The organism is Amycolatopsis alkalitolerans, assembly GCF_006152065.1.
GTDB classification, from domain to species: Bacteria; Actinomycetota; Actinomycetes; order Mycobacteriales; family Pseudonocardiaceae; genus Amycolatopsis_E; species Amycolatopsis_E alkalitolerans.
This window is the reverse complement of record NZ_VDFW01000008.1, coordinates 15,932-28,913: the sequence shown is the minus strand read 5'-3', so window position 1 is coordinate 28,913 and position 12,982 is coordinate 15,932. Positions and strand designations below refer to the sequence as shown.

Below are 12,982 nucleotides of genomic sequence, written 5' to 3'. Positions count from 1 at the left end.
CAACCTGCGTTGCCGTCGGAATGTGCGCTGTAACGCCACCGCGACCTGCCGCATCGCGACGCGCCATCAACGGAACCGGGCCATCGTGCGCACGGCCGCCATGAGCGCGGCCAGGCTGGGTAGCCATCGCTGCCGCACGTCGGGGGCGACAACCCAGCGCACCGCGGGGTTCGCCGTGGTCAGCGGCACCGGGAGCATGGCACCGCAGCCGAGCAGCTTCACGTCCTCGGGTAGATCGCCGGGGGTGAGTACGAGCCCGTTCGAATCGGCGAGGAACGCCCAGCTGCCGAGGTCTGGCTCGAGCACCGGGCTGCGGATGTCTTGGCGGCACAGGTATTCCAGCACGGCGACGCCCCTGGTCCGGGGCATCGTGAGCGCGACCATGTTGTGGCCGAGCAGCAGGCGCGGAGGGTTCTCGCGGTCGTCCACCATCCAGCCGAAATGCTCACGGTAGGCCGCAGGTTGCATGATCCTCCTAACTCAGGGGATCGTTCAAAAATGAAAAATAAAATTCATTCAATGAGATACTACGGTCTGGGTGTGAGCAGCGTCAACGAGCTTCAAGGTGAACGTGCGGCCGTGGCCCGTTTGGCCCCGGACATCGCGCAGATCTCGGCTACCGCCTGCTGGTGCGCGGCGAAGCTGGAACATATGACGAACCGGCCGGCGCCGCCGGACGCCGGCCGGTTCGGGGGAGTAGCACTGACGCGAGACCGTCGACGCCCCAACTATCGCAGCGGCCCAATATCTGCCAAGAAGGCGTTGATCCGGCGCGCGAGCAGCGGAGTGCGCTCCTCGCGCAACCAGACGCCGACCTCCTTGGCGCCCAGCCCTTCGGGCGGCACGGGCAGGCAGTGCGCGGTCAGCGCTTTCTCGTCCAGGCGCAGTTTCTCGTAGGTGTCGCGGGTCCAGCCACCGTTGTCGGCGACGATCTCCGCGGTGTGCTCGGTCATGAAGGCATAGTGGGCCAGCAGCCCGCCGACCGGTTTCCGGCACAGTGGCCGCAGCCGCAGGCCGGGGTCAGGGTAGCGGACTTCCGGTGCGGCCGGGTCACGTGTGGTTCCGGTCGCGCTGGCGAGCGCAAAGAGACATCCGTAGGTCCCGAAGTTGGACCTCCGCGTGCGCGTCACGAGATCCTTCGGGCTCACGGACGGCGGCGGCCCCGCCGGGACTTCGGCCGCGATACTCGCCTTGAGATCCTCATAGGAGTCCGCACGCAGGATGGCGTCCACCGTCTTGCGCTGGATGCCGGGGCGGCCGTAGAAGAGGTTCCCGGCCGCCACGTGCGCCAGCCAGCACACCGCGAACAGGTCGCCGGCGGCCTCTTCCGCGCGGTCGAACAGTGCCAGCAGTACGTCGACGACGGCTGGGCTGGCCAGGAGCTCGTCGTGAACGAGACCATGCTCGTGCAGGTACCGGACGGTCAGTGAAGACGTGTGTCGGAGCCGCTCGGCGGCCTCCCGCACCACGTCGCCGTCGATATGCGCCGCGCGCAGCTTGCGCTGGCCTGCGGGCAGCATTCGCTGGACCGCGTTATTCATCCTTCGCCGGGTGAACGCCTTGCCGAGATTGTGCGCCTCGGCGTCGGTGAGCGCGGGGTCGATATAGTCGCGTAGCAGCGGCCCGAAGCGGCTGGCGAGTACCGCGAGTTCCAGCTCGTCGGGCCTGAGCGCGAGCTGGGTTGAGCGCGAGTTGCGGCGTTTGAAGGCCAGGAACGCGTTCTCGAGCTCGCCGGGCATCCACTCCAGCAGCAGCTCGGAATCCAGGACCCGCTGCCGCAGGTCCCTGACCTCCAGCATGAAGTCGCCCTCGCTGGGGAACCCGGCTTCCTTGAGGATGGCCAGGAAGTCGTGATTGCCCGCGAACGCGAGTCGCGCCAGGGGCACACTCGAGTTCCGATGCCGGCGATCGGTGATCACCGCGTGCCCGTCAGAGTCCGGTCCCACGAGCACCCTCAGCTTGTCGCCGCCACACGAGACCCACCGGCCATCCGGGAACCAGGGTGGCCTGACCCCGAGGGAGGCCAGTATCGCGGTCACTCGCTGCTGTCCGTCGACAATCCACCACTGAGCGTCGGATGTGTTCTGGTAACGGCCCTGCGGCGGCGGAGCGTCGGCGCTGGGTTCCCACAGCAGCAGGGCGCCCAGCGGGATACCGTGCACGAGGGAGTCGACGAGGTCGCGCACCCAGGCCTGGTCGCGATTGAAGATCCGCTGGAACTCCAGCACGTCGAACTGGCCCCGCTGGACCCGCGAGATCAGCTCTCGCACCTTGATCCGATCCGGTTTGTCGGTCATCGCGCACCTCCCTTGGTGATCCACGTTCACATCACCAGATGTACTAATGAAATCACGATTTCACTGGCGAGTCCATCACCCGGTCGCTGCGCGTTACGATGGCGTGCGATAGCTTATTTAAGCTCTCAAGAGTATCAACCACCGAGCTGGCGCGGAGGACCGAGTTGACCACGACATCGCCCCAGGTGAAGGACCTGCCGCAGCTCGATCGCCTGCTGACTGATCCGGCCAGGCTCCTGATCGCCGCAGCACTTGTCCGGCCCGCGTCACGGCGCGTTGAGGAGGTCGCTGACGCGGTCGGGTTGGAGAAGGCCGACCTGCTTCGGCGGCTGGGGCGCCTGCGCGAGGAAGGCTACGTCCATCTGCGCCGCGACGAGCATCAGCACAGCTGGGTGCGGATCACCGAGGAGGGTCAGGCGCGGTTGCTCGCGCACCTGAAGTCCTTGCGGGCGCTGCTGGAAAAGGTCGACGCGCTCGTCGTGCGCACCTGAGCTTATTTCGGCGGTGAACAGCGAAATGTGGCGAACTCGGTAGCGGAATACGTGTTAGCCGGGCCGGCGCAACGTCTGCGACGGTGATTCGCCGAACCGCTGGCGGTACCAGATTGAGAACCGGCCGGGGTGCGCGAAGCCCCAGCGGTATGCGACGGCGGCGACGGTAGCGGTATCCGGCTGCGCCGAAAGGAGTTCGCGGCGGGCGTGTTGAAGCCGTGCGCCACGGACATACTCGACGACCGAGGTGTCCAGTTCGCGCCGGTACGCCTTCTGCAGCGAGCGCGCGCTGACATGGGTCGCGCGGGCCAGGCTGGCCAGATCGTGCGCGGACTCCGGGCGTCCTTCGATCAGTTCGACAGCGGTGTCCACCGCGCGCGACGGAGCCGCGGGTGCGATGCCCTAGAGTTGAGCGGTGTAGTTGTTGGGCTGGGTGAGCAGCAGGCCGGTCACGAGTTCGCGTCGACGGATTCCATCAGGAGAGAGTGATGGTTCAGCATGCTGCCGCGCCGGTCGACGTCAGCCACCCAGTACCTGGCGAGGTCGTACCAGCGTCGCGCGTATCCGGCGACCAGGTCCATGCCCAGCCGGAAGTCGAGCGGGCGCGCCAGCGGAGTGCCCGGGAGATTGCTCAGCTGAACTTCCAGTGCGGTTCGCTCGATGCGCAGGACCAGGTGCCCGAAAGATGCCGACAGCCGTTGCGTGAGGGGCTCGGCCGGGCCCACGGCCGCGGCTCGTCCTGGCATCAACTGGGTTTGCCGGTTTCCGGAACGGATAACCCCCTTACCGGCCAGCGCTACCTCGACGACGTAGAAATTCCCCGGCTCGCCGCCATATGCGGCGTAGGTCAGCCCGATGTTGTGCAATCTTCGCGAATGCAGGTGAGCGTCGAGTGCACCGTCGCGCCCGACGAGACTCAGCTTGTGCGGGCACAGGACCTTTCCTACTGTTTCGCGCGCCAAATCGAGATTGTCGGTATGAAATACCTCAAATTGCTCGAGCGGGAGTCTGGACATGATTTCCGGCGGTCACTGTTGGAGTCACCATCAATTATCGTGTGACCCGTTACACCTCCGGTTTCAACAATCGGGCATCCGCCCGTGGCTGTCCACCCCAGTTTGAGTATTCGACATACCTGCTGCCGCGTAGGAACAGTGCGAGGAACAAGGCTCCGGTGAGCAGCACACCGGCCGCGCACGCGGCCGCGATCGAGTAGCCGTGCGCGATGGCCTTCGCATCCGCGGTGCCAGCCGTGACCGCCACCGCGACGGTGCTCAAGGCAGCGGTGCCGAGCGAAGCGGCCATCATGTTCGACGTCTGGAACAATGCCGACGCCACCCCGGCGTCTTCAGCCGTTACTCCGGCGACCGCGGCGTTCAGCACCGTCGGTATCGCGAGACCGGCCCCGAACCCGAGCAGCAACTCCGCAGGCAGGATCACACCCCAGTAGGAGGTGTCGGGGGTGAGCTGGGTCAGCAGGACCAGGCCGCTTGCGGAGAGCAGGAGCCTGATGACGAACAGTTGCGCGGGGCTCGTCCACCGGACCAGGCGATCGGAGAGACGGCCGCGGCCGGCCAGATTTCCCGCCATCAGCGCAACGAACGCCAGGCCGGCGTGCAGGGGGCCCTATCCCATCACGGTTTGGAGCTGGTAGGTCAGGAAGATCCATACGCCGAACATGGCGAAGGCGAGCAGGCCTATCGCGATTCTGTGACGCCATCAGCGTCGCCGCTGGCCGGGTGCGATGAGCGGCGACCACGAGAAGACCATCATGTCCCGACGGTACGGATGCCGGGCCTGGCCGCCGGAGACCATGAATTCCGCCGGCGGCCGTCCGACTTGTCAGCTGAAGAGGCCGATCTTTTCGGCGAGGTGGGTCGCGGTGGCGAGAAGTGTTCGAACGGTGCGCAGGTAGGTACTCACTTCCGCGGGTGTGACGTGGCTGTCGCGGCTGGTCGGTACGTCGAGTTCCCTGCTGCGTCGGCGCAGGAGTTCGATTTGCGAAAACTGGTGGCCGAATTGGGCGGTCACGGCGGTCCCGACGACATGCTCGGCCGCGTTCATCGAGGCTCGCAGCCCTTGCTGAGCCAGCAGGGAGGATCCGATCAGCTGTGCTGCCTGCGACAGCAGGATGAACGTGGAATCGGGTGCGTTCTCGCCGATCCGTTCTGCGGAAGCGATGTGCTTGGCCGCAAGGTCCAGGAACGGCCGGCCGTTCGCGCCGGGTCCGCCGATCATCTCCAGTTGCCCGGCATGGATCAGATGGTGGATCGTGTCGCGGCCGTCGAGCTCCACATCGGAGGGCCGGGGCACGCTGCGGGGCCGGATCGCGGCGACCTCGACGACCGGGTGCCCGGGCCGCTGGTGCGGGATCTGCAACGTGTCCAGATCGGGGTCGAGGGGCACAGTGGTGAAGGTCAGGGGCCGCTTCAGGCGCTGTTCGGCGCGTTGTGCCGCGACGCTGAGCGCGTGTTCATCGGGGGTCTTTCCCGGCGGTGTCGCGATGAGGAGCTCGATACCGTCGGGTTCCGGGCCAGGGATACCGGCGAAACGGTCTGCCCAGATACCCCCGAGCGCGATCCGCGCCACCCCAGGGACGCTGCCGAACTCCTCACCGACGATCTGCGGAACGCCGTAGGTCAGCCGCATGAGCTCGGTGAGCGGTCCGATCAAGGCACCGTGCTGGTCCGCCGCGCGCATGAGCCGGATGGTGCCTTCGCGCCGGCTGGTCAGCAGTCCCGCCCGCTCGAGCAGTTTGTTCTCTTTGTCGACGGACGCGAGCGAGGCTCCGGCGTGCTCGGCGAGCTCGGTGAGGCTGAACGATCGGTCCGGGTTGAGGAGGGTGGCGGCGAGGATGCCGCCCTGCACCCGCGAGCGGAACATCGGCAGCAGCGGCGGGGTGCCCTGTGCGCGGCGCGCGTGCCCTGGCTGCGCTGGCGCGTTTTCGGTCACGACGGCGTGACCGAGGCGGCTGCGCCGGCGCGCCGCAGCCGCCGCGATGTCGAGCTGCTCGCGGGGAACCTGAAGAACGACGGACAACCACTGGCGCGTGCCAGCACGGGGAATCTGGTGGCCGCGCTCCCAGCGGGCCACGAGATCGCGCGTGATGGTGGGCCGACCGGAAATGGTCGCGAGCTCACTAGCCAGCGTGTACTGGCTCAGCTTGCATTCGCGTCTGGCGGCTCGGATAACCTGAGAGATCGGCTGGTTGCGGTCGACTTCCATGATCGCTGTGGCTCCCTTTTTCGCCTGGTCGGGAGTCCGACGCTAGCTCCTCGGCTGGCCCCCCTGCTGTACGTTTCGCGCACGCTTTTGGCGCATCCGCGCACGCCGATCGTCATCGCGCTGGCACGCCGAGATCCTTTCGCGCGGCTTCGACTAGATGCTCAGCAGCCAACCGCAGTGCCGCCACGGCCTCCCGGTGCCCGCCGGCCAGGCGCTGGTCGACCTGCCCGCAACGCCGCGATCAGGTCCGGGTTCCGTCGCGATGGACTCCAGACGAGGCGATGCACTGGGGGAGGGCGCGCCATCAGCGGCGCACGGCGTGGCGTGAAGCGGCCGAGTTCTGCTGCGCGAATCGGAAGACCTTCAACCACAACCTGCGGGACCGGGCGGGAAGCCGGACCACAGGCGGGTATCCGCCGATCATCGCGAGGTCGAGATATTCGACGAGATTCGGCAGCTCGGGAGGGAGCGCGAGGTCGGAGACCTGATTGGACATGACCCTGGCGATGATGTCGCTGTGCGGTGCGTTCGACGCGCGCTGTTCCAGGACCGTCAGGGGATGCATGTCCATCGTGATCAAACGCCCGGTGCCGGGCCACGAAGCCGAGGTCAGGGCGGCTCGCCCGCTGCCGGTGAGGATGAAGCTACCGGCTTCGGCACCTCGATCCACAGCCCGCTTCGCCGCGGCCAGTACTTCGGGAACCTCTTGCCATTCGTCGAGGAGCACGAGGCCGGAATTGCTGCGCCGTGCCGCATCGAGCGCGGTGCTCGGATCGGCCCGGAACGGCGCGGCCTGCGCTGGATCATCGGGGAGCTGGCCGGGCAGATGCCGCAGGACCGGGCTCAGCTGCTCACCTTGGCCGCCAAGCAGTGGGCGCGCTCCGGTGAGGCCTCTCGCGCCGAGCGATTGTTCGAGATGGCGATTTCGGACGGCGGGCCGGTGGACGACGGGGATCCCCGGGTGAACTACGCGAGGTTCCTGTTCGACGACGGGCAAGCGGACCGTGCGCGTGAGGTGCTCGGTGCATTGTGGACGGAGCACCCGGCCGATCCGCGGGTGTATCCGGACGTCGGCGACCTGCTGGTGGACCAGGACGATCTGCGCGAGGCGGACCGGTGGCTCACTGCCGGGGCCACTCGCCGGTCGGGTGGCGTGATCCGGGACAGCGAGCAGCTGGCCACCGACCCGAGCCTGGCCGAGTCACTGGAGGCGCGGGCGCAAGTTCAGTGACCTGACCCTGGACGAATGGGATCGGATCTGGTTCGAGCACTACGAGTGGGTGACTCCCGGAAAGCGTGCCGATCAGCTCTGGACCCGCGAACACCTCGCCGAGCTGGAGAAGGAGACCTTCCGGCTCGAAGACGACCTCGCGATCCTGCGACAGGTGGGGCGTCGCACGGCGGTGCTGGCCTTGGCCTACTGGCCGCGCTCCGAGATCGACCATGCGATGGTGCGGTTCCCGCAGGCCTGTGCCGACTTGAGCGCTGTCGATGATCCGCATCTGCTTCACCGGCGCACCGTCGAGAGTGCGTTGCGTGCGGCTGAAGGCAGCCGGGAACTCACCGTGGTTCCGCTCACTGTCGAGTAGGTGTTTGCCCACTCGGAACTCACTGGCGCCGAGCCGGACAGCGTGGAGACCTTCGAACGGTTGGCGATCCTCGCCGGTATCGCGGGGGACGGTATCCCGTGGCCGCCGGGCCGGAACGAGCCGTGCTGGTGCGGTTCGGAGCGCAAGTACAAGAAGTGTTGCGGCGCCCCGGGTTTCGCGGTCAGTCTGTGATCACGACGGTGACTTCGAGGCCCACGGCGTCATACAGCTCCTCGGCGATATCCAGCTCGACCTCTTCGGGGTCGTCCTCGGCGTAGGTGAGGTCAACCAGCAGCACGGCGTCCTCGCCGGCACGAGGGTTGACGGCACCGTAGCCATCGAGCATGGCGAGGATCTCCGTGTGATGGCCTTCGAGCAGGGCAGCCAGGTCGTGCCTGGCCGCGGCCGTGGGGAAGACTATCGGGCTGCTTTCGCCGAACGCCTCATACGCCGGTCGCAGCAGCTGAATCAGCGAACTGCCGCGCACCGCCGCGTCGATCGGCGGTAGCTGCTCCAGCATCCCCGTGCTGCCGGTGCGTGCTGGGCTGGTCCTGGGGATGCCGGCTTGCCGGGCGAAGAAGGTGTCGAGACACTCGTCCAGGGCCGGGCCGACGTGCTCGACGCGGTCGGCGGCGGGCCGGCCACTCGTGCGGGCGGCTTGCAGGTTGGCCAGCAGGTCCTCGCGGTCGCGCCCGCGCCAGGCGAGGATGGTGAAGGGGTCCTCGTCGAACGCTTCGGCCAGCAAGTAGAAGGCGGCCGCGATGTGCTTGCACGGCACTTCGCCGTCGGGGCACGAGCAGTCCATGGACAGCTCGCCCGCCGACGCGGGAAACAGCGGCAGCCCGAGGCCGGTGAACAGGTCCTCGATGTCCTCGGGCATCTCGCCCGCGAGGAGTCTCGCGGCGTACCAGGCGTTGTCGGCGAGCGCGCGTTCGAGTTTGGCCCATTCGAGCTTGCCGTAGGCGGTGATGCCGATACGCACGCGATAGGGCCGCGCCCTGCTGCCCTGCACACGCGCGACAACGGATCCCGCGTCCACGTCGAGGGAGATGACCTGGCCTTTGCGGGCGTAGGAGCGGCCGCGCTGAAGGCGGTTGCCCATGCCGATGTCCTCAAGGACCGCGACGAAGCGCCCGGACCACCAGCTCTGCCCCATCGCGCCGCGAGCGCTGCGCGCCTTGAGCCCGCCCTCGACCGTGCGCGGGCGGGAGGGCGGATACGGATACCAGTCGTTACTCACCGACGGCTCCTTCCGACAGCGTGAACAGGTCCCGCAGGTCGCGTGTGGACAGTTCGGTCAGCCAGCCTTCGCCGTCGGTGACCACGAGGTCCGCCAGTGCTTTCTTCTCCTCGATCATGTCGTCGATCTTCTCTTCGAGGGTGCCGGTGCAGATGAACTTGCGGACCTGCACGGCGCGTTTCTGGCCGATCCGGAAGGCCCGGTCGGTGGCCTGGTTCTCCACTGCCGGGTTCCACCACCGGTCGAGGTGGATCACCTGGTTGGCGGCGGTGAGGTTCAGCCCGGTGCCGCCGGCCTTGAGGGACAGCAGGAAGATCGGTGGGCCGCCGTCGGACTGGAACCGGGCGACCATCTCGTCGCGCCGCTTTTTCGGCACGCCGCCGTGCAGGTAGGCCACGTCGGCGCCGAACCGGGCGGACAGGTGCGGCAGCAGCATCTCGGCGAACTCGGTGAACTGGGTGAAGCACAGCACCTTGTCGCCCTCGGCGAGAAGCTCGTCGAGGATTTCCTCCAGCCGGATCACCTTGCCAGAGCGCCGCCCGATCCCCGACCGGTCATGCAGCAGCTGGGCGGGGTGGTTGCACACCTGCTTGAGTTTCGCCATGGCGGCGAGCACATTGCCGCGCCGCTTGATGCCGTCGGAGTTCTCGATCTTGTCCATCATGTTGTCCACAACGGACTGATACAGCGAAGCCTGCTCGGTGGTGAGCTGGCAGTACTGCTTGATCTCGATCTTCTCCGGCAGGTCGTCGATGATGGTGGGATCGGTCTTGAGCCGCCGCAGGACATAGGGACGGGTGACGGTGCGCAGCCGTTTCGCGGGCTCGGTCTGACCGTAGCGCTCGACGGGGATCGCGTAGCGCGTGCGGAACAGCTCGGAGGTGCCGAGCATTCCGGGGTTGAGGAAGTCCATGATGGACCACATTTCGGCCAGCCGGTTCTCCACCGGGGTCCCGGTCAGCGCGACCCGGTGCCCGGCGTTGAGCTGGCGCACCGCTTTCGAGGACTTCGACAGGCTGTTCTTGATCGCTTGTGCCTCATCGAGCACGACGCGGTGCCACGCGACGCCGGTGAGCTCTTCGGCGTCGCGGATCGCGGTGGCGTAGGTGGTGACGAGCAGGTCGGTCTCGGTGAGTCGTTCCTGAAGAAGCTCGTCGTGCAGCCGTTCGCGGCCGTGGTGGGCGTAGACCCGCAGTTTGGGGGCGAACTTCGCGGCCTCACGCTGCCAGTTGCCTACCAGCGACATCGGGCACACCAGCAGCGTGGGTCCCACATCGGGATTGCCGGCCCGCTGCACGGCTTCCAGAGCGAGTAGCTGGACGGTCTTGCCCAGGCCCATGTCGTCGGCGAGGCAGGCGCCGAGCCCGAGCGAGGACAGGAACGACAGCCAGGACAGGCCGCGTTCCTGATAGGGCCGCAGCTGTGCTTGAAAATCGTCAGGAGTCGTCACCGGCCGCTGCGTCTGCGCCGCGGTGCCGTTGAGAAGCTCACCGAGCCAGCCGTCGGCGTGCACACCGGTCAGCGGCAGGGGCGTGTCCAGGTCGTCGGGATGGCTGGCGGCCAGCGCGAGGATCTCGGCGACGCTCTTGCGTCCCTTTGGCTTGCGCTTGAGGAACTCCAGGCCACGCTTGAGCTGGTCGGGATCGACCGCGACCCACTGGCCGCGCAGCCGCACCAGCGGGGCCTTGGCCTCGGCGAGGGCCGCGATCTCCTCGTCGGTGAGCGTGTCGTCCCCGACGGCGAGTTGCCAGTGGAACCGCACCAGCTGGTCGCGGCCGAATTTGCTCTTCTTCTGGACTACCCCGTCGACCGGAGTCTGCGCGGCGAGCGTGAGACCGAGCTGTCGGCTCTGGTCCCACCATGAGGGCAGCATGACCCCGAAGCCGGCCTCGTCGAGCGCCGGTGCCGCGACCGACAGGAAGTGGTAAGCACCCTCGGCATCAAGATCCAGCGCGCACGGCCGGGCCTGCCGCAGGGCCGGCGCCAGCTCGGGGTAGCTCCGGCTGGCGCGGCCCAGCTCGGCCAGCAATAGTTCCTGCGGGCGCGCGATCCAGCGGCTCAGGCTGCCGTCGTCGTCCCAGGCCTGCTCGGCGGGGACCAGCAGGCTCGGGTCCTCGACCGACTGCAGGAGGAACTCCAACCGCCAGGCGGGCTCGTCCGTGCCGGCGACTTCGGTCAGCCGGAAGGTGGCGTGGGCCGGCCCGGTCTGCCCGGTGCCGACCTCGGCCCACGGTGCCAGCATCTCGGCGAGCGCGTTGACTTCCGTATCGTCGGCGTCGAACCGTCCGTCCGGTGTGGACAGTGCGGTGAGCCAGGCCTCGGCTGCGGGCAGGCGCTTGGGGCGGCGCCCGCGCCGCGGCGGCATGAGGTCGAGGCCGGTGGGCAGCGCTTGGCGTGCGGCCGCGTCGACCAGCGCGTGCAGCGCAGAGGTGACCAGTTCGTGTGGGTCCTGGTGGCCTGGTACCGCCCGGCAGACCGGGGGCATGGCGGTGACCAGCGCGTGCACGGCGACCACGTCACGTCCTTGCAGCACCGGCCGCCATCCGGCGACCGGGCCGATCTGATCGCGTTCCAGCACCGGCAGCACCCGGCCGCGCGCGACCAGGTCACCGGCGAACGCGGCGACCTCGCCGAGGTAGTCCACCGATGCGCCATAACGGATGTCCTCTATGCGCTCGGCCAGTGCCGGCAGCGCCGAAGATGCATCCAGGGTGACAACGGGCACCGTCCACGGCAGTAACCCGGGTTTCGACTGGGCTGGCGGGCGGGGCGTGATCCGCACCAGCTCCGGCGAGTCCAGCGGTGCGCTGCGCAACGACGGCAGCTGCAGGACCGCTTCGTCCGCCTTGCCTGCGTGGAGCCCGGTGAGCGTGCCGGCGGGCGCGGCGAACGGATGCGCCCGCGCCGCGCGCAGTGCCTGGCTGGAGCTCTTCACCGTGCGTTCGGAATCCTCGGCCCACAGGCACAATCCGGCGGCGGGCGCCCAGAACCCGTGCAGGACCAGCATGCGTCTGGCTCCCTCAATCGGGGACGTGAACGGGCCCGAGAGTAGCCGCCCGCGTCGGAACCGCAGGCACCGCCACGCCGGGCGGCCCCGGTAGCATCGCCGCCCATGAGCAACCAGGAACTGCTGGACCAGGTACGCCGCCGGCGCGGCGAAGGGAAGACGCCGAAGGAGATCGCCCGCGCGCTCGGCGTGCCGCCCTCGAAGGTGACCCGCTGGTGCGGACCGTCGCCGCGGAGCGCGACGGCTCCAGCGAGGCGGACCTGGAGGGCTGCTGGGTGAATGCCGGGTGGAGCGCGGGGCTGGGGGTCGATCCGGCGCGCGGCTGGGCGGACCACGGGCAGGACCCGTCCAGCGAAGGGCTGGTAAGCGTCCTGGTCGCCCGCCGGCACCGCTGGGACAAGCTCTCGGTGCGCGGGTATCTCGCCGACGTCTACTGCCTGGGCGTCAAGAACGCATCATGGACGAGGTCGGGCTGCGGCGCTTCCGGTCCGAGTTCTTCCGCGCCTACGGGAGCGGATGCCAGAACGCCCCGATCGAACTCGCGCGGCACCTCGTGTTCGGCGCCGTCGAGTACGCCCGCGGGCTCGACTTCGAGCCGCACCGTGATTTCGGCGATGTCGCGGCTCACCTCGGTGCTTGGGAGGGACCGTCCGCGATCACCTTCGGCCGGGACGGCAAGCCCTTCTACACTTCTGGCCCTCATGACAACCCGGCACAGGTGGTGAAGAAGCTGCAACGCGCGGTCGGACGGGAGTTCGACTACATCGTCGCGGACGGTTCCGGCCTCCTCCTGCCGTGAATAGTGGTCAGTGCCTGAATCCCCCGGGCCGCCACATGCGTCGCGCCGGTGACGGCGTTAGCAGTACCAATCGTCCGCATGGCAGCGATCCACATTCGTCATGTGCCGGAGGCGACGCTCTCGGCGCTGCGGGAGCGCGCGGCCCGGCATGGGCGATCAATGCAGCAGGAGTTGCTCGACATCCTGGAGTTGGCTGCTGCTGAGCCGGTGCCCGTCCAGGCGCCTCCCCTGTGAACAGCTCGTCGGTTTTCTCCAGCACGACGCTGTCGAGCTCCCGGTGTTCCGCAGTGCCGCGCACAGGCCCACCAGAGTGGTGTCGACCCACTTGGCTCGG

Annotated in this window: 16 protein-coding genes; 7 read left to right on the top strand and 9 right to left on the bottom strand. The window is 68.0% G+C overall.

The genetic code is table 11. The features are described 5' to 3' along the window. Positions 1-66: 66 nt before the first annotated feature. Together FG385_RS11695 and FG385_RS11690 are read right to left on the bottom strand one after the other, a co-directional pair. Complete coding sequence (locus FG385_RS11695; RefSeq protein ID WP_139096702.1) at positions 67-468, bottom strand: hypothetical protein; 402 nt, start codon at positions 466-468, stop codon at positions 67-69. Positions 469-728: 260 nt separating this feature from the next. Further along, on the bottom strand, positions 729-2,297 hold the full coding sequence (locus FG385_RS11690; RefSeq protein WP_139096701.1) for a DUF262 domain-containing protein: 1,569 nt from the start codon (positions 2,295-2,297) through the stop codon (positions 729-731). A 164-nt stretch (positions 2,298-2,461) separates the two neighbouring features. On the opposite strand from FG385_RS11690, the gene FG385_RS11685 reads away from it, so the two are divergent. Next, on the top strand, positions 2,462-2,788 hold the full coding sequence (locus tag FG385_RS11685) for a transcriptional regulator (RefSeq protein WP_139096700.1): 327 nt from the start codon (positions 2,462-2,464) through the stop codon (positions 2,786-2,788). 54 nt (positions 2,789-2,842) lie between these two features. On the opposite strand, the gene FG385_RS11680 is transcribed toward FG385_RS11685, so the two are convergent. The 5 genes from FG385_RS11680 to FG385_RS11660 all read right to left on the bottom strand — a co-directional run bounded on the left by FG385_RS11680 (position 2,843) and on the right by FG385_RS11660 (position 6,740). Then, the gene (locus FG385_RS11680; protein ID WP_160148771.1) at positions 2,843-3,160 is read right to left on the bottom strand and encodes a helix-turn-helix domain-containing protein; all 318 of its coding nucleotides are present in this window, start codon (positions 3,158-3,160) and stop codon (positions 2,843-2,845) included. Between the two features lie 77 nt (positions 3,161-3,237). After that, positions 3,238-3,804 carry a cupin domain-containing protein gene (locus FG385_RS11675; protein ID WP_139096698.1) on the bottom strand — a complete coding sequence of 189 codons (567 nt, stop codon included), beginning with the start codon at positions 3,802-3,804 and terminating at the stop codon, positions 3,238-3,240. Between the two features lie 49 nt (positions 3,805-3,853). Further along, the gene (locus tag FG385_RS11670) at positions 3,854-4,378 is read right to left on the bottom strand and encodes an MFS transporter (RefSeq protein ID WP_139096697.1); all 525 of its coding nucleotides are present in this window, start codon (positions 4,376-4,378) and stop codon (positions 3,854-3,856) included. A 252-nt stretch (positions 4,379-4,630) separates the two neighbouring features. After that, the gene (locus tag FG385_RS11665; protein WP_235022525.1) at positions 4,631-6,013 is read right to left on the bottom strand and encodes a hypothetical protein; all 1,383 of its coding nucleotides are present in this window, start codon (positions 6,011-6,013) and stop codon (positions 4,631-4,633) included. A 304-nt stretch (positions 6,014-6,317) separates the two neighbouring features. Continuing rightward, positions 6,318-6,740: an AAA family ATPase gene (locus FG385_RS11660; protein ID WP_235022524.1), complete on the bottom strand. Its 423-nt coding sequence runs from the start codon at positions 6,738-6,740 to the stop codon at positions 6,318-6,320. Here FG385_RS11660 and FG385_RS34795 point away from each other — a divergent pair. The 3 genes from FG385_RS34795 to FG385_RS34355 are packed head-to-tail and all read left to right on the top strand — an operon-like array spanning position 6,720 to position 7,794. Then, positions 6,720-7,244, top strand: coding sequence for a tetratricopeptide repeat protein (locus tag FG385_RS34795; protein WP_235022523.1), 525 nt, complete (start codon positions 6,720-6,722; stop codon positions 7,242-7,244). The genes FG385_RS11660 and FG385_RS34795 overlap by 21 nt on opposite strands. Positions 7,245-7,293: 49 nt before the next feature. After that, complete coding sequence (locus FG385_RS11650) at positions 7,294-7,602, top strand: hypothetical protein (RefSeq protein ID WP_139096694.1); 309 nt, start codon at positions 7,294-7,296, stop codon at positions 7,600-7,602. After that, positions 7,603-7,794: an SEC-C metal-binding domain-containing protein gene (locus FG385_RS34355; RefSeq protein WP_200834412.1), complete on the top strand. Its 192-nt coding sequence runs from the start codon at positions 7,603-7,605 to the stop codon at positions 7,792-7,794. It abuts the gene before it with no gap. Here FG385_RS34355 and FG385_RS11640 read toward each other — a convergent pair. Then, a complete protein-coding gene (locus tag FG385_RS11640) occupies positions 7,784-8,842 on the bottom strand; it encodes an SWIM zinc finger family protein (protein WP_235022522.1) in 1,059 nt (352 codons plus the stop codon). The two genes, FG385_RS34355 and FG385_RS11640, sit on opposite strands and share 11 nt — an antisense overlap. Next, positions 8,835-11,849, bottom strand: a complete 3,015-nt coding sequence (locus tag FG385_RS11635) for a DEAD/DEAH box helicase (RefSeq protein ID WP_139096693.1) — start codon at positions 11,847-11,849, stop codon at positions 8,835-8,837. The genes FG385_RS11640 and FG385_RS11635 overlap by 8 nt, the downstream gene beginning before the upstream one ends. Before the next feature lie 105 nt (positions 11,850-11,954). Here FG385_RS11635 and FG385_RS34350 point away from each other — a divergent pair, with 105 nt between their 5' ends. From FG385_RS34350 to FG385_RS11625, 3 genes are all read left to right on the top strand, one after another. Continuing rightward, positions 11,955-12,128 carry a helix-turn-helix domain-containing protein gene (locus FG385_RS34350; RefSeq protein WP_200834411.1) on the top strand — a complete coding sequence of 58 codons (174 nt, stop codon included), beginning with the start codon at positions 11,955-11,957 and terminating at the stop codon, positions 12,126-12,128. 178 nt (positions 12,129-12,306) lie between these two features. Then, the gene (locus FG385_RS34345) at positions 12,307-12,648 is read left to right on the top strand and encodes a hypothetical protein (protein ID WP_200834410.1); all 342 of its coding nucleotides are present in this window, start codon (positions 12,307-12,309) and stop codon (positions 12,646-12,648) included. A 78-nt stretch (positions 12,649-12,726) separates the two neighbouring features. Beyond that, the gene (locus tag FG385_RS11625) at positions 12,727-12,882 is read left to right on the top strand and encodes a FitA-like ribbon-helix-helix domain-containing protein (protein WP_139096692.1); all 156 of its coding nucleotides are present in this window, start codon (positions 12,727-12,729) and stop codon (positions 12,880-12,882) included. The last annotated feature ends 100 nt before the right edge of the window (positions 12,883-12,982 follow it).

Excerpts from the sequence above, each read along its gene's own strand:
- FG385_RS34350 (WP_200834411.1), top strand. The coding sequence starts at position 11,955 with ATGAGCAACCAGGAACTGCTGGACCAGGTACGCCGCCGGCGCGGCGAA.
- FG385_RS11665 (WP_235022525.1), bottom strand. The coding sequence starts at position 6,013 with ATGGAAGTCGACCGCAACCAGCCGATCTCTCAGGTTATCCGAGCCGCC.
- FG385_RS11670 (WP_139096697.1), bottom strand. The coding sequence starts at position 4,378 with ATGGCGGGAAATCTGGCCGGCCGCGGCCGTCTCTCCGATCGCCTGGTC.
- FG385_RS11690 (WP_139096701.1), bottom strand. The coding sequence starts at position 2,297 with ATGACCGACAAACCGGATCGGATCAAGGTGCGAGAGCTGATCTCGCGG.
- FG385_RS11675 (WP_139096698.1), bottom strand. The coding sequence starts at position 3,804 with ATGTCCAGACTCCCGCTCGAGCAATTTGAGGTATTTCATACCGACAAT.
- FG385_RS11625 (WP_139096692.1), top strand. The coding sequence starts at position 12,727 with ATGGCAGCGATCCACATTCGTCATGTGCCGGAGGCGACGCTCTCGGCG.
- FG385_RS34345 (WP_200834410.1), top strand. The coding sequence starts at position 12,307 with ATGGACGAGGTCGGGCTGCGGCGCTTCCGGTCCGAGTTCTTCCGCGCC.
- FG385_RS11635 (WP_139096693.1), bottom strand. The coding sequence starts at position 11,849 with ATGCTGGTCCTGCACGGGTTCTGGGCGCCCGCCGCCGGATTGTGCCTG.
- FG385_RS11695 (WP_139096702.1), bottom strand. The coding sequence starts at position 468 with ATGCAACCTGCGGCCTACCGTGAGCATTTCGGCTGGATGGTGGACGAC.